Consider the following 21,816-nt stretch of genomic DNA (forward strand, 5'->3'; position numbering starts at 1 on the left):
GGTGGGCTCGGCACCACCGGCTCCACCCGTGGGACCGCAACCTATCTGCGCAAGCACAACCCCGAATTGCGTTGTATCGCCGTGGTTTCCGATCGGTCGGACTTCATACCCGGTATCCGCTCGGAGAGCGAGATGTGGGATGTGGGGCTGTTCCAACCCGATTTCTACGACCGCATCGTCACTGTCGATTCCACCCGCGCGGTGGACGCCACTCTCGCACTGGCCACCGGGTACGGCATCCTGGCCGGTCCGACCAGCGGCGCGAGCTATGCCGCTGCCCTGGAAACCCTTGGTGAGCAGGCACTTTCATCGAAAGAACCCGTTGTCGCCGTCTTCATCGTCTGTGATCGGCTCGAGCCGTACCTGTCCTATGTCAAGAAGCGCAGACCAGGACTGTTCGACCGCGCCGATCGCCGCCGCGCACCCACCCCGGCCGAACTCGCGGCGACACCTGCCGTATCCCCGCAGGAATTGGCCGAACTGGACCACACAGCCCGGCCCACCATAGTGGACACCCGGGGCGCGATGGCCTATCGCATCGGCCATGTGCCGGGCGCGATCAATATCCGCGACGACCAACTAGACGATATGTTCACCCACGGCATTCCGTTCTCCCGATCGCGCCCGCTGATCTTCGTCTGTCCGGTCGGCGAACTATCGCTGCGCTTCGCCGCCATCGCCCGCCAGGACGGCTTCGACGCCAGCAGCCTCGGCGGCGGGATCGTCGCCTGGCGCGATGCCGGATTCGCACTCGAACGCGGCGGCTGATCCTCGATCGGTGTGGCCCAGCCCCGAGCCGGTCATTGCCGCCAGGCATTAGTGTGGGCGGGTGCAAAAAGGCCAGGAATCAGCTGACGATGCCGGTCCTCGGATCTGGGGCGGTACGACGCTCACCGAACGTCGGGAGGCACGCCGCTCCGCGCTGCTCGAGGCCGCGCTCGACCTGATCGGAGAATCGGGCGCGGGCGGTGTCACCATGCGCGCGGTATGCCGACGTGCCAATCTCACCGACCGGTACTTCTATGAGAGCTTCGCCAGCCGCGACGAACTGCTCGATGTGCTCTACCGGCAGGTCGCCGACGAATTCCTGGAACCGATGACGGCGTTCGCCGCCGCCGATCCCTCCCGAGACCGCGTGCTGTCGGAGATCCTGGTCGACAAGGTGCTCGCCGATCCGCGCAAGTCCCGGCTGTTCCTGGTCGAACCGTACTCGAGTACCGGCCTCGGCCAGACCACCATCGCGGTCATGCCGGTCTTCACCAAGGTCCTGCAGGACCACCTGTTCGCTCATATCGATGATCCGGTGCGGCGCAGACTTGCCGCGCTCACCATGGCCAGCGGTAACGCGGGCATGTTCTCGGCGTGGTTGAACGGATCGCTGCGCGCCAGCCGCGAGCAGGTGATCGACCACTGCGTGGCCACGCTCGCCGCCTACCGTTCGCTCTACCAGTCCTGATTCGGTCCGCATTCGGCTCCGGCGCAGCGCGATTGGACGTTGCGCGGCTCACATCGGGTTGCCAGTCCGGCCATGCGGGTGTTTACTTGCCAACGCAAGGTGCCGATCGTTCGCTGAGGCTCCTTCACGGATATAGGCCAGCGACCCCGAACGTCGAGAGACGCCCCGGGTCAGGACAGATCTCCCCGGCCTAAGGGGTGATCCCGATTGGCTCCCGATATTGTCGGGTTCACGCCGTGAAGTGCCAAAGGTCTTACGAGGAGAGGCTTTGACCGGCGGTTTGTCGGATTCCTCTGACGCGCTCTGCGACGATGACACACGATGCCCGGCTGTGCCGCGCGTCCGATCGGATGAAGGAGGTGAGCCGGATGTCCGGCGGTAATAGTCCCATACCCCTGTTAGCCGAATATTCACCCGGCGACACCTCCGCAGCGGCGCTCCAGATCGGGACCAGCCCGTAGCCCGCTGTTCGATGGTGCGCTTGACCTAGTCAGGGAGTGCGTAATGTCAACGGTAGAGATGATCCTGCGGCTGCTGACCGGTGTCGGCTTGGGCGCGGTGATCGGATTCGAGCGGCAGTATCGGGCCAGGATGGCGGGACTGCGCACCAATGCGCTCGTCGCGGCGGGTGCGACACTGTTCGTCCTGCTCTCGGCGCACGGCTTCCACGGCGGTGCCGCCGATCCGACCCGGGTGGCCGCGCAGATCGTCTCCGGTATCGGTTTCCTCGGCGCGGGTGTGATCATCCGCGACGGTTTGAATGTGCGCGGGCTCAATACCGCTGCGACACTGTGGTGTTCGGCCGCGGTCGGCGCGCTGGCCGGTGCGGGCATGTTCACCACCGCTGCCGCGGGCGCAGTTGCGGTAATGGTGGTCAATATCGCGCTGCGGGCCGCCGGACGTGCGGTGGACCGCCAGCCCGATGCCGCCGAACAATCCGCGGCCTATGTGTTCGTCGCGGTGACCAACGATGAGCAGGAAGCCCACGTACGGGCACTGCTGGTTCAGGCGTTGACCCGCACCGACTTTCGACTGCTCTCGGTGGCCAGCGCGAATACCGATATCGTCGGCCGCGTCGAGGTGCGCGCCGAGCTCACCGGTGATCAGCGCGACGACCGGCAGATGGAATCGGCGGTGAGCCGACTCAGTCTGGAGCCGTCGGTGACCAGCGTCGGCTGGCATATTTCGGTCGACGACACCGCGGACGGAGCTCGAGCATGACCGTGCTGCGCTCCTTTATGCCGAGTTGTACGACTACGACACCGATCCCGGATCACCGCCGATCCGGCCGCAACTCAGATCAGTGTGAAGACGAATTCGAATTCGCCGATGCGGATCACCGCGCCGTCGGTGAGCGTCACGCTGTCGATGATGCGCGCACCGTCGAGGTACACCCCGTTGGACGACCACAGATCCTTGATCACGAAGTTCAGCCCGTTGTCCACGATCACCGCGTGCTGACGGCTGACCTTGCCGTGTTCGAGCACGATGTCGTTGTCGGGCAGCCGCCCGATGCGGGTCACCGATCCGGTGATCGGATAAACCTCGCCCCGACGATCGCGCAATTCGGCCCGCGCCCCGGCCGCGGCCTGCTCGACAATGGTGGTCGCCCGGGTCATCGTCACATCGGCGACCGCCCGGACGCTGAGCGGATCCTGGCGCAGGATCCGCGCCTCCAACTCCTGGATCGCCGGACCCGGGTCGATGCCGAGTTCGTCGTCCAGTGTGGTCCGTAGCTGCCGGACCGCGCCGAGCGCGTCGGATTGCCGCCCGCTCAGATACAGCGCGGTGATCAGCTTCTCCCACAATGGTTCTCGCAACGGATGCGACCCGACGAGCAGGGCGAGTTCGGCTGCGACGGAGTCCGCGCGACCGCGCGCGATATCGGCCGAGGCCCGCGCCTCGATGACACCGACCCGTTCATCATCGAGCGCGGCCGCGTAGGCGTCGGCGAATCCGAGCCCGCGCAGATCGGACAGCACCGGGCCCCGCCACTGCTCCAGTGCGCTCGACAGCGCTTCGGCGGCCGCCGTGAATCGACCCGCCGCCAGCTCCCGCAGGCCCGCCTCCTTGCGCGCCCGGAACCGCTGCACATCACTTGCGCCATCGGCCACCGCAATTCGGTAACCGGTTCCGATCTGTGCAAGTACGCCGCGTGCGTCGAGTCCGGCAGCGCGCAGCGGTTTGCGCAGATTCGACGTGATGGCGTGCAGGCTCACCCGCACATCCGAGGGCGGACTCTGCTCCCACACCGCCTGCGCCAGGGCATCCACCGAGACCGGATGATTGGCATTGACCACCAGATACGCCAGTACCGCACGCTGTTTCGGCCCGCCGACCGGCTGCGCGGCGCCATCGATCGACAGCTGCACCGGCCCGAGCACACCGAATTGCGCCCGCATTTCGGCCATCGTCGCACTCCTTACGACTGGGCCAGCCGCTGGCCCGCAAGAACATTAACCCGCGGCACGTCCCGGCTACCCGTCGGATCGGGCGCGCCAGTATTCCAGGTTGCTGCGGGTGAGCAGAGTGTGCGGATGGTCGGGTCCGAGTACCCGTATCTGATCGGCGAGCAGCGGCTCGAATTCGGTAATGGCGGCGCCGATATCGCCCGCCTCGCCATAGCAGCCCGCGAGGCAATTGCGGGTGTGCAGGGTATCGGGATGATCCGGCCCGAGAACGCGCAACTGATCCGTCAGCAGGGCGGCGTATTCAGCAATGGCCCTGGTCGTTTCGCCGCTCTCCCGCCGCCAGCGCGCCATGCTGATGCGGGTGCGCAGGGTCTGGGCGTCATCCGGGCCGAGGATGCGGACCTGGTCGATGAGCAGCAGTTCGAATTCGACGAAGGCGCGGGCCAACTCACCCGCCATGGCACGGGAACGCGCGAGGTGCAGTCGGGTGCGCAGGGTTTGCGGGTCGACGGGACCGAGGATGCGCTCCTGATCGGTGATCAGCTGTTCGAATTCGATGACAGCGCGGCGCAGGCTGCCGCGTTCACTGCGCCAGTAGGCCAGGCTGTTTCGCGCGCGCAGCGTCCACGGATGGTCGGTGCCGAGGATGCGGGCGTGATCGATGACGAGCCGTTCGAAGTCCGCTACCGTCCGCTCGAGCTGGCCCATATGACCGCGCCAATCCGCGATGTCGTAGCGGGTGGTGACGGTATCGAGATCATCCACGCCCAGTACCCGCGTCTGATCGCGGGCCAGCTCCTCCAATTCGGTGACGGCGGCGTCGAATTCGCCGCTGCGGCCACGGCAGTTCGCGAGATGGTTGCGAACCAGCAGCGTGACGCGATGATCCGGCCCCATGGCGGCGGTGAAGCTCGGCAGCCAGGCCACCCACAGATCCCGATTGTCCACCACGCGTGTGGTTTCCAGCGATTCGAGATAGCCGAAGGCGGCCGCCGCGGCGCCGTAGGCCAGGTAGTGGCGCACCGCCGCACCACGGGCATAGTCGGCCACGCGCTCGGTGGTGCCCGCCTCGATGGCCGCGATCACCGCGCGGTGCGCATCGTCGCTGTGCACGCCGAGCCGGTCGCATTCATCGGCCAGTCCAGGCAGTAGAGCGGCGTGCGCGATGCCGAGCGATTCATCGGCCGTGCCGGGGCGGCTGCGCGTGACCAGCACCCCCAAACCCACTGTGAGATCGCGGATTCCGGCAATGCTCACCTCGGCCCCGAGTTCACGCATCGCCGCATCCAGCAGTTCCAGTGGCAGCACCGGACCGACACCTGCCGCGACGAGTACACCGAGCACGGCGCCGATCCCCCAGGCATCGGCGACATTCGGCGCGATATCCGGTCCATCTCCCGGCGCGGCCCGGATGGCCGCGCCGACCCGCAATGCCACCAGACCGTCGACGCCGATATCCTCGGCAACCACCCGATCGGTGACCTCGTTGGCGACCTCGGCCAGCAATCCGGCCAACAGCCAGCCCGCCGCGGCGGCAGGGGAATCGGCACGCGCCGTCGGTGTTTCGGCCAACCGCGCATCGATCCAGCCGACCCATTCCTGCTCGTCGATGGCGGCGCGCTCATATCCCGCCGATTCGACAATCGCGGCGATATCCTCGGCCACCGGCTCGGCGACGACGATCCGATGCATATGCCGCAGTTCCGGATCGTTCTCGAAGCCGAGCCCCTCCCGGATGCCCACGATCACCCGGACGTGCGCGAGCTCCGGTCGCCGGGTCAACTCGGCGACGGCGGCCACCAGAAGCCGCTGGGTGCCCTGTTCCGGTTCGTTCAGTCCGTCCACGACGATAGTGACCCGTCGACCCCATCCCCCCAGGTCGGCCAGCGGTTGTCGCACCTCGACATCGAAGACATCCGGTGGGGTGACGCTGTGCCGGGCCAGGCTCCGCGCCGCCGCGACCGCGGCTCGGAAGCCGGGCATCCGAGTGCTCAATTGCGCGGACAACTCAGCGGCGACCGCCTCGATGGAACTGCTGACCGTCAAAAATACCGCGGCCGTGATGTATTCGGGCGCGACCGGCAGCGTGTCGACCAGGCTCGGCCGGATGAGCATGGCCAGCAGTGTCGATTTGCCGACGCCGGGCGGTCCGATCACCCCGCGCAATCGGTAGCTGCCTGATCCGACGATATCGTCGAGCGTCTCGCGCACGGCCGGGGTCAGTAGCAGTCTGCGGGTGAGTTGATCGACGAAACCCGCTGCCGGACGGCCGGTTACGGCATCGCGGCGACGGGCGATATTCGGCACCAGCCACAGGCCGGGATCACCGCCCTCGGCCGCCGATACCGTGCCCGAGGTGAACGACAGATGTTCCGGCTGCTGCCGGGTGCAGGCCGCGGCGATCGGATCGACCAGATCCGACGGCAGCAGGTTCTCCCCACGCGCGGGCAGTCCGGCCGCGAAGGTGGACAGCAGCGTTCGGGTGAAGCATCCGGCATACGCCGGCCCGTCACCGGCGGCGACCAGCAGCTCCATCCGACCCGCCGCCCGCGACAGCAGGTCGGTCCAGCGACGGGCCGCGCCGAGCACGCCCTGTTCGGTCTCACACGCGTCGACCAGGACGACCAGCCCGTCCAGCGACGATCGGTTCAACCGCTCCCGAATCTCCTGTGTCAGATGGAACGCCGTATGCGAGTTCGGCACCGCGGGCGAATCATGGCCGAGCAGAAAGAAATCCTCCGCGCTGGTCGCGGTGCCATGGCCGACGAATCCGATCAGCAGCGTCGCCTGCTCCCGCGCGGCCGCGTCGAATGCCTCGTCCACCGCCGTAACCAGCTGTGCCACTGTCGGATTCAGTACCGGACCAGGTGCTTCCGTCGCCGCCCGCCAGCCGCCGGATCCGGTCAGCGTCCCGTACAGACCCGTGGCTAATTCACCGGTGAACCCCAGTTCCCCCAGTGCCGCACACTCGGACCCGACCACCAGGGCGAGCCTGCCTCCCATATCAGCACCACCATTTCCCACCGTCGACTCCCCGGCGACCTCGACACCCCGACACGGGCCGCTTTGCGTGGTAGGAAGGTACCCGAACACACATCGGGGCAAGTGACAACGGGGGCGGCTGATGGCAGCGATCGTGTTGGTGCACGGGATCGCACAGGAGCAATACGGCGCGGATCTGCTGGAAGCGCAATGGCTTCCGGCGCTGGCCGCCGGGGTCCGCACGGCCGGGTACGGCGAACTCGCGGATCAGCTGTGGCGCGGCCAGCGCCCGGGCGTGCTCGACGTTCGAATGGCGTTCTACGGCAATGCCTTTCTCGATCCCGGCGCTCAAGGCGGAGGCGGACCGGTCGGTACCGAGGACGCCGAACTCACCGAGCAGATCGCCGAGGCGTGGTTGGCGACGGCGGCCGGGCAGGCGGCCGACCAACGCGATCGACTGGAAGCGCAACGCTACCTGGACAATTCCGCGCTCGGCACCGAAGGCGCACAGGGCTTCGGCCGCAAGGCCAGACCTGCGGCGAATGCGCTGACGAAGCTGAAATGGTTCGCGCCCTTCGGTTTCGGGATGGCGGGCAAATTCGTCAACCGATCATTGGCCCAGGTCAGCAGATATCTGGCCGAGGACGCGGTGCGTGCCTACGCGCAGCAACAGGTGCTCGACCTGATCGGTCCGGAGACCCGGCTCGTCATCGGACATTCGCTCGGCTCGGTGGTCGCCTATGAGGCACTGCATCGGACCGATCAGCCCGCGGCGCTGGTCACCCTGGGTTCGCCGCTGGCGCTGCAGACCATCATCTATCCGCTGCTGCGCCCGCAGCCGCCCACGGTGCCCACCGCGCTGACCCGCTGGGAGAATTTGGCCGATCGCGACGATATCGTCGCGGCGCATCTGGATCTGGCGCCCTATTTCCCGGCCGCGCCGGGACGCGATGTGGTGCCGACGACCCATCCCGAACTCGACAACGGCTCCAGTCCGCACGATGCCGCGCACTATCTCACCAAGAAATCGGTCGGGCGCATCGTTGCCGAGTCCCTCTCGTAACCGGAGCTGTTCCGAATCGCGCGTACCCTGACAACTCTGGCACCGAGTGCGAGGAGTTCACCGCGATGACCGACCCCGTGCAAGGTTTGACGGGTACGCTCACCTCGCCGATCCGGGGCCCCGGAATGCTCGGCGAAGTATTGGTTGCGATTCGCGGGGGCACGGAGATATACATCGCGCGGGCGGCCGAGCCGATCTCGGCCGGCGAAACCGTCCTGATCATCGCGGTACAACCGGGCCGCATCGTCGATGTGGTGCCGTGGATTCCGCTGGAACCCGTCCCGGTCGACGACATGTGACACCGCGACCGAAGTTATGAACTGCCAGGGAGGCACAGTGCTGGGTTATCACGTTCCAGATCCTGACGAGGCGATGCTGGTCAGCGGCGGTACGAGCAAGGACAACGCGCCCTTCGGCGTCGTGATCGGGCGCGGCAAATGGGTGATGCCGTTCTTCCGCAAGGTGAGCTATCTGTCGCTGGCCATGTTCGAGGCCGAGATCAAGGAACGCTGCGTCACCAAGCAGGCCATCCAGCTCGAGGTGCGCGCGGTGATCGCGTTCAAGGTCGCCAACGACACCCAGTCGATCGTCAATGCGGCCCAACGCTTTCTGTCCGAACAGGAGCGGGAGATGTCGGTGCTGACCGGCCGCATCTTCTCCGGGCACCTGCGCTCGATCGTCGGCTCGATGACGGTCGAGGAGATCATCCGCGAACGCCAGCGGCTGGCCGACGAGGTGCTGGTGGCCTCCAAGGTGGAGATGAGCAATATCGGTCTGTGGGTGGATTCGTTCCAAATCCAATCCATCGATGACGGCAATCTCGGGTACATCACCGCATTGGCCGCACCGCACAACGCGGCCGTGCAGCGCGATGCGCAGATCGCGCAATCACAGGCCGCGCAGCGTGCCGCCGAGGCCGAACAGGAATCGCTGCGCCGCCGAGCCGAATATCAGCGTGAGACCGCCATTCTCCAGGCGCAGTATCAGCAGGATATCGATAAGGCCAACGCCGAAGCGGCACAGGCCGGTCCGCTGGCCGAGGCCAAGGCGATGCAGGAGGTGCTCACCGCGCAGGCCGAACAGGCGCGCAAAGAGGCCGAGTTACGTGAGCAGCAGTTGCAGGCCGAAGTCGTGAAACCCGCTCAGGCCGAAGCGGAACGGGTGCGCATCCTCGCCGAGGCCGAGGCAGATCGGACCCGGATCCAGGCCGAGGCGGCGGCCTCGAACAACCGGATCGCCTTGGACCAGTTGCTGATCGAGCAGCTGCCGGAAATCGTCAAACAGGCCTCCAACGGCCTGGCGAACGCCAACCTGACGGTGCTCAACGGACCCGATGGTGTCGGCGAATTGGTCAACGGAATGGTCGGTCAGGGCCTCACTGTATTCAACTCGTTACAAAAGGCGCTTTCATCCAACGACGGGGATAATGCGGGCTAAAGTGGCCGAGTAGCGACGGCGCGAGGAGCGGGTGTTGGTGTCCATCGGGAAATTGGTGTCGTTCGACAGTTCGCGGGGATTCGGGTTCATTCGGCCCGACGATGGTGGCCCGGATGTGTTCGTTCATGTGAACGACATCGGTCTGGACGAGGATGAGCTGCGCCAGGGGCGGGTGTTCGAATTCGATGTGACCGAGGGTGATCGTGGTCCGAAGGCGGTCAACCTCGCCGTGGTCGGCGGTCAACCACTACCACCCGCTCCTCGGCACAAAAAGGACAGATCCGGCTCCAGCCAACTGACCGTCACCGAACACAAACGCCTGATCACCGAGCTACTACTGGACGCGAGCCCCGCCCTCACCGCCGGTGAGATCCTCACCATCCGCGACCGCCTCACCGCCTTCGCCGATCAGCACGGCTGGCTGGAATAGCGCGCAACGCGAAGTTCACAAGCTTGTCGGACCTGCGATTTACGATCGAGCTCGAGCCCGCACCGATGAATCCGCGTCGCCCGCGACGTCGGCACAGGTGAGGAGCGAACCCGAGGAGGAGATCGCGTGGACCTACCGGTCATGCCGCCTGTCAGGCCGATGCTGGCGAAAACGGCACCGTCGGTGCCGCATGAGCCGGGCCTCAGTTACGAACCGAAATGGGACGGCTTTCGCTGCGTGGTGTTCCGCGACGGCGACGAAGTGGAACTCGGTTCCCGCAACGACCGCCCCCTCACCCGCTATTTTCCCGAGGTCGCCGAACTGCTGAAGGCGGCGCTGCCGGATAAATGCGTGGTGGACGGTGAAATCGTGGTGGTCACCGATGAGGGACTCGATTTCGACACCCTGCAGAACCGGTTGCATCCGGCAGCTTCGCGGGTCAACAAGTTGGCGAAGGAAACACCGGCCAGCTTCGTCGCCTTCGATCTACTCGCTCTCGGCGACAAGGATCTGACCGGTGAGCCGTTCGCCGAACGCCGACGGCTGCTGGAGACCATTCTCGATACCGAACTCGCCCGCGTGCACCTGACTCCGATCACCCAGGATCCCGCCGTTGCCGAGGACTGGTTCACCCGCTTCGAGGGTGCGGGTTTCGACGGCGTCATGGTCAAGTCCAACGAGCTGGCGTATCTGCAGGACAAGCGGGTGATGCTCAAGGTCAAACACGAGCGCACCGCGGACTGCGTGGTGGCCGGTTTCCGCTGGCACAAGGATGGCGAGGGCGTCGGCTCGCTGCTGCTCGGACTCTTCGACGACGAGGGCAATATGCACCATGTCGGAGTCGCGAGCAGTTTCACCGCGGCCAAACGCAAGTCGCTGGTGGATGAGCTGAAACCGTTGCGGGAGAACGCATTGGCGAATCATCCGTGGCGGGAATGGGCCGATGCCGCGGCGCAGGCGAAGGCAGACGGCAAGATGCCGGGCGGGGTGAGCCGATGGACCGGCGGCAAGGATCTGTCCTGGGAGGCGCTGCGTCCGGAGTTGGTCGCCGAGGTCCGCTACGAACACGTGCAGTCCGGCCGATTGCGGCACGGCGGCAGGCTGGTGCGTTTCCGGTCCGATCGCACACCGGAATCGTGTACCTACGCCCAACTCGACGAGGTCGCACCGGCCGAATTGAGCGCCATCTTCAGCGAAGCCCAGGGGCAATGATGACCGAGTCGGTCGATATCGAGGTGGACGGCAGAACCGTCGCCATCAGCAATCCGAACAAGGTCTACTTCACCAAACGCGGTGAGACGAAACTCGATCTGGTGCGGTACTACCAGGCCGTGGCCGAACCGTTCCTGCAGGTGGTGCGCGATCGTCCGCTGCTGCTGGAGCGGTATCCCGATGGGGCGTCCGGTAAGTCGTGGTTCCAGAAGCGGGTGCCGAAGTCCGCGCCGGATTGGCTGCACACCGTCGAGGTCGCCACGCCCAACGGCACCACCAGCGATGCCCTGGTCGCCCACGATCTCGCGCACATTCTGTGGGCGGTGAACCAGGGCTGCCTCGGCTTCCACGTCTGGCCCAATCACGTCGACGATCTCAATATCGCCGATGAGCTGCGCATCGACCTGGATCCCTCCCCCGGCATCACCTTCGACGATCTCAAACACGCCGCCGTACTCACCCGTGAGCTGTTCACCGAACTCGGCATCGACTCCGACATCAAGACCTCCGGCTCGCGTGGATTGCACATTTACGTTGCGCTGGAACCGAAATGGGACGGCTATCAGGTGCGCGCGGCCGCGGTCGCGCTGGCTCGCGAACTGGAGCGGCGGCATCCGGACGAGATCACCGCGCAGTGGTGGAAGGAGGAGCGCGGCAGCCGCGTCTTCGTCGACTTCAACCAAAACGCCCCGCACAAAACGGTTTTCGGCGCGTGGTGTGTGCGACCGAAGGTCGGCGCGCAGGTCTCCACGCCGATCGCCTGGTCCGATCTGGATACCGTTGTCCCCGAGGAATTGACGATTGCCACCGTGCCCGCACGGCTCGCCGAATCCGGTGACCCGTGGGCGGACCGGCCAGCCCAATCGATCGAGCCGCTGCTGAAGATGTCGGAGCGAGATATGGCAGCCGGGCTCATGGACGCACCGTGGCCGCCGCAATATCCCAAGATGCCGAACGAGCCGCCGCGGGTACAGCCCAGCCGGGCCAAGAAGCCGGAAACGGAAGGCTAGCTACCGGGAGGCTATTCGGTCCAGAGCACCCACACCTTGCTCTCACACGTCACTGCGCGCCCGTCCGCGGTGCGGGCACTCTTCGTCGAACCGTCGCACTTGGTCCCCGGCTCCGCGACGGTGCCGCCGACGGTGTATGGACCGTTCCACTGGTAGACACCGCCGCTGGCCAGGCACAGCAGTGTGTTGCCGTCGGCCCCCGTGCCGATGCGGCCCGGCTCGGTGCACACCGCGCCTTTCTTCGGGGCCACCTGGCTCGTCGGCGCCGCGGCCGAGGTGGCCGGAGGTGTGACGACGCTCGGCACCACCGAGGGCTGCGGGACGACGGTCTGGGCGATGGTGGAGGGCAGCGCCGCACTCGATACGACCGGGGCCCGGTGCGCCCCGGACAGCGCGTCGGAGAAGTTGCTGCCGGACAGCACGACATACCCGGCGATACCGACCACCTCGATCACACCGAGGAGCAGTGCGCACACCGCCATCGTCTTGCCGCGCGGATGGCTGAAGGCGATGAAACCGAAGACGATCGCGACCGGAAAGAGGCCGAGCAACGCGGCCACCAACGCGACGATCGCATACGGGTTGACGATGGGCGGAACCTCGACCCGCAGGCGACCGGCCCGGGTAGGGCGTCGGACCGGCGGCTCGGCTTCCGGCCAGCGGTCGTTGGGATCCGGATCCGGCCAACGGCCGATCGCTCCGGTCTCCGGCTCGTACTCCTCCGGCTGCGCCTCCGGCCAGCGCTCGCGCTCACGGTTATCCGTCCGTGCCATTCAGGTCCCTCTTCCACACCACCAAACCGCGCAGGAACCACGAACTGCCCGGACCCGCCCCGATACCGACAAAGGATAGGGGCCGACGGCCGCAACATCATCCGAAACGGCCGATCAATCGTCATCAAACCGTAATCGCGAACGCCACCATGTCAACTCGACCTCTACCCGGCACGGGAGCGACCGGACTCGGCGCGGTGCGGTTCGGGTGCAGGAGTAACAAACCGGCAAACAGCACTCGCGCCGCGCGCCGTCGAGGTACATGCTGGTCTCGGGACCGACCCATGCGGTGACGTCAGCAGAGGAGGGATGCATGCGCGGTGAATCCGGTTCGAAAGGACAACAGGGGCGGCCGTGGCATTCCCACGCGGGCGATCTACTCGGTGATGACTACAACGTGCCCGGCATCATTCTGTGCGCGCTCGGCATCGTCGCCATGGCGTGCACACTCACCGCGGCCGGTTACGGCTTCATCGGTTGGACCCAGATCGGTGCGATGGTGACCGCCGCATTGTGGATCTCCGGAATCGGCGCACTGCTGGTCGAGCATCGCCGCGAGGAAGTGATCGAGCGGAAGTACGGTCGCAACGGGCACGCTCCCGGGCATGTGCGGCGCGTCCGCTACAGCGCCACCGAGCGCAGGATCGCCGCGGGTGAAAGGCCTTCGGAATTGCCGAAATAGCCCGCGCCGCAAGGTCAGCGCCCGGGATCCACCTTCGGCATGGTTTCGGTCACCAGTGTCATCAGCATGTCGGACAGCAGCGCGTGCACCTGCCCGCGGGTAAGCGCGCCGCGGGTGATCCATTCTCGGCCCGCGACTTTCACCAACCCGCCGAATGCGCGGACCATGGCGCGCAGTTGCGCACTGTGCGCCGATTCCGCGCGCCCGACCATCAGCAGCATCCGCTCGGCGGCCGCGTCATCGGCCTGATCCAGGATCTGCTGCACCTCGGGATCATCACCGACGCCCTCGTGACTGGTCACCTTGACCCAGGTGCTGCCGTGTTCGGAGATCACATCCAGCAGCCAGTGCACACTCGCGTCTACGCGTTCGCGATCGGTGCCGGTCGGCGCGACCATATCGTCGAGGCGCGGCAGGGTGACCATCCGGCGCACGACCGCGAGATACAGGTCGCGCTTGTTGCCGAAGTAATGGTTGATCAGCCCGCGTGCGACACCGGCCCGCTGCGCGAGTTCCGCGGTGGAGACCGCCGCGTAGGGCCGCTCGCCGAACATGTCGATCGCGCACTCCAGGATCTGTGCGCGTCGCTCGTCCGGTTCCAGCCTGCGCCTGCGCGGCTGCGCCTCGGTGTCGTTTCGAGCGACCCGCAAGCGATCGCTGGCGGCGACCTCAGAGTGACCTGGCAATGAGATCCTTCATAACCTCGTTGCTGCCCGCGAGGATGCGCAGCACGCGGGCACCGGTGTAGAGCTGGGAAATCGGATACTCCGTCATGTAGCCGTAGCCGCCGAACAGTTGCAGGCAGCGATCGACCACAATACCGAGTTGGTCGGTCAGCCAGTACTTCGACATCGCAGCCGTGGGAATATCGAGTTCGCCGCGCAGATGTTTGCCGATGCAGTCGTCGAGGAAGATCCGGCTCACCTTGGCGATGGTCGCGCATTCGGCCATCTCGAATTTGGTGTTCTGCATCGCGAACAGCGGCTTACCGAAGGCCTCACGTCCCTTGGTGTAGTCGACGGTCAACTGCACCGCCTTCTCCATCATGGCCACCGCGATAATGCCGGTGACCAGCCGCTCCTGGGCCAGCAGCTGCATCATCTGATAGAAGCCCTGACCCTCGGCCTCGCCGAGCAGATTCGAGGCGGGCACGCGCAGTCCGTCGAAGAACAGCTCCGCGGTGTCCTGGGCCTTGCCGCCGATCTTGTTCAGGATGCGGCCGCGTTTGAAGCCCGGGGTGTCGTCACCCACCTCGGCGAAGATCAGCGAAACACCCGCCGCGCCCTTGGTCGGATCGGTCTTGGCGGCGATGATGATGCCGTCGCAGAGCCAGCCGTTGGTGATGAAGATCTTCGACCCGGTGATGACGTATTCGTCGCCCTCGCGGACCGCGCGGGTCTTGATGTTCTGCAGATCCGAGCCGGTGCCCGGTTCGGTCATGCCGATGGAGAGCACTATCTCACCGGTCGCGGCCTTGGGCAGCACCCGCCGCTTGAGGTCTTCGGTGCCGAAGTGCTGGATATAGGGCGCGATGATCGAGGTGTGCACGGCCATGCCCATCGAGCCGTCGCCCGCGAAGGCCTGTTCCTCGATAATGGCGGCCTCGTGCGCGAAAGTGCCACCGCCGCCGCCGTATTCGGTCGGGGTCGCGGTGCACAGCAGGCCGAGTTCACCGGCCCGGTTGTAGAGGGCGCGGTCGGGATGTCCCTGCGCGACGAACTTTTCCTCGTGCGGGACGACTTCCTTCTCGAAGAAGTTCCTCGCCAGTTCCCGGACCGCCTCGACCTCGTCGTCACTCCATGTCGCGCGTGCCATCGCAGAAATCCTTTGTTCATCGCGCGGGGCTGTCGCACCCGCGTCTCGTCATCAGAGTGGCGCACTATTGGCATGATGTCAACAAAGAGGGCACATAGCGGGTCAGGGTGGGTTTACGAGGGCGGAATGCGGATCAGCCGGTCGGCCGCTGGGCCTGGTTGACGGCTGCGAGCGAGGTGTAGATCGGGATGTCCGGATCGGCCGAGATGCCCTGGCGGCGCAGGAATCCATCGATCAGACCCCAGACGAATTCGGTTGCCTGGTCGATGAATTCGGCGGTGCCGTCGGGACGGCGGGGATCCGCGTCACCCAGCCACAGGTCGGTGATCGCGACGACGACGCCGACGACCGCGCGGGCCAGATAGTCGATGCCGGTGGCATCGATCGGAATGGATTCGGCGATCTCGCGCGCTTGGCTGGCGACGCGGCTCGCGGCCGCGCGGCCGAGATCGAATTGCGGTACCGAACCGTCGGAGTGCTGGGTGACATGCGCCTGGCCGAGGAACCGAAAGACGTTGGGGTGCTGCAGAATACTGTCGGCGTAGCCGGTGAGCACGCGGCGCAGCGCGACCCGGGGCGGTTGCAGCATCAGCGTCAGATCGCTGCCAGCACCGGCGGCGACGGAACCGGCCATCCGGTCGCCGATTTCGGTGTAGAGATCGGTCTTATCGGCGAACTGGCGGTACAGGCGCGGTTTGGTGATCCGGGCCTCGCGGGCGATGTCGTCCATGCTCGGGCGCGGACCGTCCCGGTCGATCACCCGAATGGCGGCGTCGACGATCTCCTCGCGGGTGATCGTCCGCGGCGCTGATCTGGCAGATCTGTCCGAACGGGCCATGGTTCGGAGCATACATGTACCGGCGGTACGCCCAGCTGGGCCGGAAGTGCGCTGGCTTGCGGGGTGACCGACCTCATAGCCGGTCGTGGTTTCAATTCATTGCTTCGGGTAATACGTACTGTCAGTATCGGATCACGTACCGGCGGTACACGCAGCCCCCAGCGCATCGATCGAGGCAAGCAGATGACCGAACAGCTCGACTCCCCCGACCCGACCGGCATCCAGCGCCCGCTCCGCCGGTTCACGGCGCCCGGCGCGAATGGTGAGCTGGCCGTCTTCGAGTGGGGCGATCGCGGCGCGGAACCACTCGTCTTGGTGCACGGGCTCTCCGATACCCATCTGGTCTGGTCGGCGGTGGCGACGCTGCTCGCCGACGGCTTCCGGGTCATCGCCTACGACGTGCGCGGGCACGGTAAATCGGCGAAACCCGGTGTGCCACAGGACTATCGACTCGATCACCTGGCCGAGGATTTCTTCGCGCTGATCGATGCGATCAGTCCGAAGCGGCCGGTGCACGTCTGTGGGCACGGCTGGGGTGCGGTGCAGGTGTGGGAGGCGGTCTGCGATCCGCGCGCCAATACCCGGATCGCCTCGTTCACCGCCGTCGCCGGTCCGAATCTCGATCACGTCGGCATGACATTGCGCGAACTGGCCGGTCAACCGCGCCGAGCGCTGGAGCTGATCGCCGACCGGAAATTTTGGCGGCACGGAGTCGCGACGGCCCAGACCGCGGCGCGACGGATCGCCTATCCGCCCCGGGTGCGGACCTGGTTGATCGAACAGCTCGGCGGCGTCAGCCGGATGTACGCGCCGATCGCTCCGACCTGGCGCGCGGATCTGACCGCCGGAGCACGGATCGCCGTGACCAACCTGGCGCATCATCTGCTGCGGCCGCGTGAGCGAACCACCGCGGTGCCGGTGCAACTCGTCGTGGACACCACCGACGTGCTGGTGCCGCCGTTCCTCTACTACGGCAGCGCACGTTGGGTGGATCGACTGTGGCGCTGCCCGATTCCGGCCGATCACTGGCTGCCGGTGACCGAGCCGCTGCTCGTCGCCGAGGCCATCGCGAACTTCGTCGAGGATCTGCGCGCGGCGAACGCCAGCATCCCGCAGTGACCGCCCAGATCCCACCAGCGGTGAGTGGCCGGGAAATCGGACGGGGTGGTACTTTGCGCGCATGACCGGACCGGGGGAACAACAGAACCAGCCCAACGACGCATGGTGGGCGCAGGAACAGCCGCAGCAGCAGGGACCGCAGTATTCACAATCGGATCCGACGATGGTCGGGCAGCCGGGGTATCAGCTGCCGTCGCAGCCCGCGGTTCCGGTAGTGGGACCGCAAGGCCCCGCCGAGCAGCAGCCCGCTGATCCGACGATGGTGCGCCAGTCGTTCGATCAGCCGGGGGCCGCGCCCGCCGGATACCCATCGGGGACCGGATACCAGCAACCGGGATACCACCAGTCCTCACCTGGATATCCGCACCCGGGGACACCGCAGACCGCGCCTGGATTCCCGCAGGCCGGAGCACCACAAGCCACACCCGCCGGATACCCATCGGGGACCGGATACCAGCAACCGGGATACCACCAGTCCTCACCTGGATATCCGCAGCCGGGAACGCCGCAGGCCGCGCCTGGATTCCCGCAGGGAGGGGCGCCACAAGCCACACCCGGATTCCCGCAAACCGGAGCACCACAGTCGACACCGGGATTCCCGCAGCCCGGGTTTCAGCAGCCCGCACCCGGATTCCCGCAGGGTGCACCGGGTTTCCAACAGCCCGGATATCAGCAACAGGCACCCGGATATTCGCAGCCGCCCAAATCCGGTGGCAAAGGCTGGCTTTGGGCACTCGGCGCGGTCGTCGTCACCTCCGCGGTATGGGCGGGCGCGATGTTCGCGATCGGCGCATTCGACGCGGGCAAGGCCGATATCAGCAAGGACGCCGATCTGCGCGGCTACAAGTACATCGCCAATCTCTGCGACATCACCGACACCTCGCCCTACACCAGTGCGGGTTTCACGCTGTCGAAGACCGACTCCTCGGGCGATACCTATCCGAAGCACGAGGGCTCCAAGCACGCCGCGGTCGATTCGATGGGGTGCGATGTCCGCTTCACTCCGTCCGGCTCGACGGAGAAGTACGACTACGCCGCCATCTACACCAGCGCGCAGGTGCACAAGCAGACGAATCCGGGACCGGAATTCACCGCGTCGTACGAGACCTGGACCCAGAGCGAATACGGCAAGGACGCGAAGGTCGACAAGATCTCCGGACTCGGCGACGAGGCGTACGTGATCACCGGTAAGCACAAGTCGGACGATCCGACGGCCGATGTCTCAGTGGCCGTGCGCGACGGCTGGGCCACCTACCACATCAGCTGGTCGCAGTATTCGTCCAGTTCGTCGAAGTCCTCGGGCAAGATCCTCAGCGCGTCCGAGGTCACCGACCTGCTGAAGAAGACGGCCACCTCGACCATGAGCAAGCTGCGCAAATAGGCGGCGTCCGGTCGGTGCGGGACCGCCCGCGCCGACCGGTCCGCATTCGAATGCGACAATGGCTGGGTCAACCTCCCAGTTCACGAAGGATAAATTCGCATTCCGATGGTCGAGAACACCGCGTCGACGTCTACCGCACCAGCGCCGAGCGGCACCGCCATCGACCCTGATGAGCTGGCGATCTGCCTGCGGGTGCTGGAGCAGGCCGGGCAGTTGGATAAGGACGATCCGGCGTCGGTCACGGTGCAGCGCGCCGTCGGTCATATGTTCAAGAAGTTGAAGCAGCGCAGGCGAACCGTGGCCAGGGACGCGGTCGCCGAGGCGGATCGGGCGGTGGTCGCGGCGACCGCGACCGGATCGCCGAATCGGATCGATGACGAAACGGCGGGCATTCCGCTGACCTCGAATGCGGCGGGTGCGAGCGCGGGCACGCTGCTGCGGCCGCGGCCCTGCTATATCTGCAAGCAGCGCTACACCCGGGTCGATGCGTTCTATCACCAGCTCTGCCCGGGCTGCGCGGCAGGCAGCCACGCGAAACGAGACGCCCGTACCGATCTCACCGGACGGCGCGCCCTGCTGACCGGCGGTCGCGCCAAGATCGGCATGTATATCGCGCTGCGGCTACTGCGCGACGGCGCGCACACCACCATCACCACCCGCTTTCCGAACGATGCGATCCGCCGCTTCGCCGCCATGGACGACAGCGCCGACTGGCTGCACCGGCTGCGCATCGTCGGCATCGATCTACGGGATCCGGCCCAGGTCGTCGCGCTCACCGATGATGTCGCGGCACAGGGACCGCTGGATATCCTGATCAACAATGCCGCCCAGACCGTGCGCCGCTCCCCCGGCGCGTACAGCGCGCTGGTCGAGGCCGAATCCGGTCCGCTGCCCGCGGGTGCGCTGCCGGATGTGGTGACCTTCGGCAAGACCATGCAGGCGCACCCCACCGCACTCACCGCGTCCCTGACCCCGACGCTGTCCTCGGCAGATGTGGCGGAGCTGGCGCTGGTCGCGGGATCGGCCACGCCGGAACGCATTTCGCGCGGCATCGCCATCGACGCCGGTGGTCTGGTGCCGGATCTCGCCCACACCAACAGTTGGGTGCAGACCGTCGCCGAGGTGGACCCGACCGAGCTGCTCGAGGTCCAGCTGTGCAATTCGGTGGCGCCGTTCATTCTGGTTTCCCGGCTGCGCCCGGCCATGGCCGCTGCCGGGGCCCGCCGCAAATACGTCGTGAACGTCTCCGCGATGGAGGGACAGTTCTCCCGTGCGTACAAGGGTGCGGGCCACCCCCATACGAATATGGCCAAGGCCGCGCTGAATATGTTGACCCGCACCAGTGCCCGCGAAATGTTCGAACAGGACGCCATCTTGATGACCGCCGTGGATACCGGCTGGATCACCGACGAACGACCGCACTACACCAAACTCCGCCTTGCCGAAGAGGGCTTCCACGCACCGCTGGACCTGGTGGACGGCGCGGCCCGCGTCTACGACCCGATCGTCCGAGGTGAAACCGGCACCGACCTCTACGGCTGCTTCCTCAAGGATTACCAACCCTCGCCCTGGTGATCCAACGGGCCGCGCACGCATCCAGCGCTACGCTGGGCATATGGTGTATCGGCTGCTGGCCGATGCCACCGCCGCGGTGCATTTCGTATTCGTGGCGTACGTGGTGGTCGGCGGGTTCGTGGCGTGGCGGTGGCCGCGCACCATCTGGCTGCATCTGATCGCATTCGGGTGGGGATTCAGCACGGTGCTGTTCGGGTTCGATTGTCCGCTCACCTATTTGGAGAATTGGGCACGGCATCGGGCCGGGATGGCGGGGCTGCCGCCGAGCGGGTTCATCGACCATTATCTGACCGGGGTGATCTACCCGCAGAGTGCGCTGGGATTGGTGCGCGGGCTGGTCGCGGTGTGCGTGGTGGTGTCGTGGGTGGGCTATGTGTGGAGGGTGCGGGCGATGAGGTCCGCGACCTCGGAGACCTTGTCGTCGAGGTAAAAGTGCCCGCCGGGGAAGACCGTGTGGTCGAACGAACCGGTGGTATGTTCGCGCCATTCCTCGGCCTGCTCCGGCGTCATCGTCGGGTCCTCGGTGCTGACCAGTGCCGACACAGCGCAGGACAGCGGTGTGCCCTCGCGGTAGCGGTAGGTCTCGACGGCCTGGTAGTCGCCGCGCACCGCGGGCAAGACCAGTTCGGCGAGGCTCGGTTCGTCGCGCAGGATCTGGATGGACGCGGGATCGGTCGCCAAGCGCGCCAGATCACCGATCAGATCGTCGTCGGAACCGAGATGCAGCCGACTCTGCTCGACGAAAGTCGGTGCGGGACGACCGGATACGAACAGCGCGATGAGCGGTTGCCCCTTGCGTTCCAGACGGCGTGCGGTTTCGAAGGCAACGGTCGCGCCCATACTGTGGCCGAACAGCGAAAGTTGTTCCACCGGGCCCTGATTCAAAACCTCGTCCACGATCCGGTCGACGAGGGTGTCCATATCGCCGATGGTGGGCTCACCGAGCCGGTCCTGCCGACCCGGGTACTGGACGGCGGCAACGGCAATGCCGTTGTCGAAGCGTTCGGCCAGTGCCCGATAGACCGTGACCGCTCCCCCGCCCGGCGGGAAACACAGCAGTTGATGGTTCGGCGCGGGATGTGCGCGCAACACCCGCAGCCAGTCCGTCGCCGCAATAGCCTTGCCCACGTCGCCCTCCTTCACCCGAGATACTTTCCGTACCAATCCAGGACCCGCTGCCACGCCTCCGCGGCGGCCGTCGGGTTGTAACGCGGTCCGGTGTCGTTGAAGAAGGCGTGGTCCGCATTCGGTGCGACGTAGATATCATGGGTGAGACCGGCCCGGTCCAGGGCCGCTTCCGCGGTGGGGCGCGAAGCGATCACCCGCTCGTCCTTGGCCGCGTAGATCCCCAGTACCGCCGCCTTCGAACCGGACAGATCCCCGTTCTCCGGGAATGGGCCGTAAAACGGTGTCGCCGCAGCGAGTGTCGGCGTACCCGCGGCCAGCAGCATCCACACCAGACCGCCGCCGAAGCAGAATCCGGTAGCGCCGATCTTCTTTCCCGGCACCCGCCGTTCCAACTCGGCGATACCGGCCTGCAGATCGCCGATGAACTGTTGCGGCGCGATCTTGCCGAGTTCGGCGGTGGCCGCCGCCGGGTCGGTGAAGGCGGCGGTGCCGCCGAGTTCGGAC

22 protein-coding genes and 1 riboswitch are annotated in these 21,816 nt (G+C 66.2%); of the genes, 14 read left to right on the plus strand and 8 right to left on the minus strand.

The window, feature by feature from the left end; translation table 11 throughout:
* From NP3_RS10830 to NP3_RS10840, 3 genes are all read left to right on the plus strand, one after another.
* Window positions 1-768: pyridoxal-phosphate dependent enzyme (locus NP3_RS10830; protein ID WP_157124251.1), on the plus strand; the 768-nt coding region annotated here is incomplete at its 5' end.
* A 61-nt stretch (window positions 769-829) separates the two neighbouring features.
* Entirely contained in the window at window positions 830-1,456 is a 627-nt protein-coding gene (locus tag NP3_RS10835) for a TetR/AcrR family transcriptional regulator (RefSeq protein ID WP_063040269.1), read from the plus strand.
* A 98-nt stretch (window positions 1,457-1,554) separates the two neighbouring features.
* Window positions 1,555-1,726, plus strand: a riboswitch (M-box (ykoK) riboswitch).
* Window positions 1,727-1,960: 234 nt separating this feature from the next.
* Window positions 1,961-2,677 (plus strand): MgtC/SapB family protein, encoded by a 717-nt coding sequence (locus tag NP3_RS10840; protein ID WP_063040271.1) that lies wholly within the window; start codon window positions 1,961-1,963, stop codon window positions 2,675-2,677.
* A gap of 74 nt (window positions 2,678-2,751) precedes the next feature.
* On the opposite strand, the gene NP3_RS10845 is transcribed toward NP3_RS10840, so the two are convergent.
* On the minus strand, window positions 2,752-3,867 hold the full coding sequence (locus NP3_RS10845; RefSeq protein WP_063040273.1) for a BTAD domain-containing putative transcriptional regulator: 1,116 nt from the start codon (window positions 3,865-3,867) through the stop codon (window positions 2,752-2,754).
* Window positions 3,868-3,933: 66 nt separating this feature from the next.
* A complete protein-coding gene (locus NP3_RS10850; RefSeq protein WP_063040275.1) occupies window positions 3,934-6,870 on the minus strand; it encodes a tetratricopeptide repeat protein in 2,937 nt (978 codons plus the stop codon).
* A gap of 121 nt (window positions 6,871-6,991) precedes the next feature.
* Between NP3_RS10850 and NP3_RS10855 the strand changes: the two genes are divergently transcribed.
* From NP3_RS10855 to ligD, 6 genes are all read left to right on the plus strand, one after another.
* Window positions 6,992-7,912 carry an alpha/beta hydrolase gene (locus NP3_RS10855; protein WP_063040277.1) on the plus strand — a complete coding sequence of 307 codons (921 nt, stop codon included), beginning with the start codon at window positions 6,992-6,994 and terminating at the stop codon, window positions 7,910-7,912.
* A gap of 65 nt (window positions 7,913-7,977) precedes the next feature.
* Window positions 7,978-8,211 carry an NfeD C-terminal domain-containing protein gene (locus NP3_RS10860; protein ID WP_063040280.1) on the plus strand — a complete coding sequence of 78 codons (234 nt, stop codon included), beginning with the start codon at window positions 7,978-7,980 and terminating at the stop codon, window positions 8,209-8,211.
* A 37-nt stretch (window positions 8,212-8,248) separates the two neighbouring features.
* Window positions 8,249-9,349, plus strand: coding sequence for an SPFH domain-containing protein (locus tag NP3_RS10865; protein ID WP_040690060.1), 1,101 nt, complete (start codon window positions 8,249-8,251; stop codon window positions 9,347-9,349).
* Between the two features lie 31 nt (window positions 9,350-9,380).
* Window positions 9,381-9,779 (plus strand): cold-shock protein, encoded by a 399-nt coding sequence (locus NP3_RS10870; protein WP_063040282.1) that lies wholly within the window; start codon window positions 9,381-9,383, stop codon window positions 9,777-9,779.
* 126 nt (window positions 9,780-9,905) lie between these two features.
* Window positions 9,906-10,991 (plus strand): ATP-dependent DNA ligase, encoded by a 1,086-nt coding sequence (locus NP3_RS10875; protein WP_218024841.1) that lies wholly within the window; start codon window positions 9,906-9,908, stop codon window positions 10,989-10,991.
* Complete coding sequence (ligD, locus tag NP3_RS10880) at window positions 10,991-12,001, plus strand: non-homologous end-joining DNA ligase (protein WP_084508434.1); 1,011 nt, start codon at window positions 10,991-10,993, stop codon at window positions 11,999-12,001. The genes NP3_RS10875 and ligD overlap by 1 nt, the downstream gene beginning before the upstream one ends.
* Window positions 12,002-12,012: 11 nt before the next feature.
* On the opposite strand, the gene NP3_RS10885 is transcribed toward ligD, so the two are convergent.
* On the minus strand, window positions 12,013-12,774 hold the full coding sequence (locus NP3_RS10885; RefSeq protein ID WP_063040288.1) for a DUF4190 domain-containing protein: 762 nt from the start codon (window positions 12,772-12,774) through the stop codon (window positions 12,013-12,015).
* A gap of 313 nt (window positions 12,775-13,087) precedes the next feature.
* Between NP3_RS10885 and NP3_RS10890 the strand changes: the two genes are divergently transcribed.
* On the plus strand, window positions 13,088-13,456 hold the full coding sequence (locus NP3_RS10890) for a hypothetical protein (RefSeq protein WP_063040290.1): 369 nt from the start codon (window positions 13,088-13,090) through the stop codon (window positions 13,454-13,456).
* Window positions 13,457-13,470: 14 nt separating this feature from the next.
* On the opposite strand, the gene NP3_RS10895 is transcribed toward NP3_RS10890, so the two are convergent.
* The 3 genes from NP3_RS10895 to NP3_RS10905 all read right to left on the minus strand — a co-directional run bounded on the left by NP3_RS10895 (window position 13,471) and on the right by NP3_RS10905 (window position 16,109).
* Window positions 13,471-14,142 carry a TetR/AcrR family transcriptional regulator gene (locus NP3_RS10895; RefSeq protein ID WP_373864740.1) on the minus strand — a complete coding sequence of 224 codons (672 nt, stop codon included), beginning with the start codon at window positions 14,140-14,142 and terminating at the stop codon, window positions 13,471-13,473.
* A complete protein-coding gene (locus tag NP3_RS10900; protein WP_063040294.1) occupies window positions 14,126-15,271 on the minus strand; it encodes an acyl-CoA dehydrogenase family protein in 1,146 nt (381 codons plus the stop codon). Before NP3_RS10900 ends, NP3_RS10895 begins: the two co-directional genes overlap by 17 nt.
* Window positions 15,272-15,404: 133 nt before the next feature.
* Entirely contained in the window at window positions 15,405-16,109 is a 705-nt protein-coding gene (locus NP3_RS10905) for a TetR/AcrR family transcriptional regulator (RefSeq protein WP_063824738.1), read from the minus strand.
* Between the two features lie 183 nt (window positions 16,110-16,292).
* Here NP3_RS10905 and NP3_RS10910 point away from each other — a divergent pair, with 183 nt between their 5' ends.
* The 4 genes from NP3_RS10910 to NP3_RS10925 all read left to right on the plus strand — a co-directional run bounded on the left by NP3_RS10910 (window position 16,293) and on the right by NP3_RS10925 (window position 20,614).
* Window positions 16,293-17,228 (plus strand): alpha/beta fold hydrolase, encoded by a 936-nt coding sequence (locus NP3_RS10910; RefSeq protein WP_063040298.1) that lies wholly within the window; start codon window positions 16,293-16,295, stop codon window positions 17,226-17,228.
* A 61-nt stretch (window positions 17,229-17,289) separates the two neighbouring features.
* On the plus strand, window positions 17,290-18,609 hold the full coding sequence (locus NP3_RS51130) for a hypothetical protein (RefSeq protein ID WP_063040300.1): 1,320 nt from the start codon (window positions 17,290-17,292) through the stop codon (window positions 18,607-18,609).
* A gap of 105 nt (window positions 18,610-18,714) precedes the next feature.
* Window positions 18,715-20,184 (plus strand): SDR family NAD(P)-dependent oxidoreductase, encoded by a 1,470-nt coding sequence (locus tag NP3_RS10920; protein ID WP_063040302.1) that lies wholly within the window; start codon window positions 18,715-18,717, stop codon window positions 20,182-20,184.
* 40 nt (window positions 20,185-20,224) lie between these two features.
* Window positions 20,225-20,614, plus strand: coding sequence for a DUF2784 domain-containing protein (locus NP3_RS10925; protein WP_063040304.1), 390 nt, complete (start codon window positions 20,225-20,227; stop codon window positions 20,612-20,614).
* Here the strand turns inward: NP3_RS10925 and NP3_RS10930 are convergent.
* Both NP3_RS10930 and NP3_RS10935 read right to left on the minus strand, forming a co-directional pair.
* Window positions 20,554-21,312: a thioesterase II family protein gene (locus NP3_RS10930; RefSeq protein ID WP_063040306.1), complete on the minus strand. Its 759-nt coding sequence runs from the start codon at window positions 21,310-21,312 to the stop codon at window positions 20,554-20,556. The two genes, NP3_RS10925 and NP3_RS10930, sit on opposite strands and share 61 nt — an antisense overlap.
* Window positions 21,313-21,323: 11 nt before the next feature.
* Window positions 21,324-21,816, minus strand: a 493-nt coding sequence (locus tag NP3_RS10935) for a dienelactone hydrolase family protein (protein ID WP_174566196.1), incomplete at its 5' end; no start/stop codon positions are given.

The sequence above is a fragment of the Nocardia pseudovaccinii NBRC 100343 genome (assembly GCF_001613225.1).
GTDB lineage: Bacteria > Actinomycetota > Actinomycetes > Mycobacteriales > Mycobacteriaceae > Nocardia > Nocardia pseudovaccinii.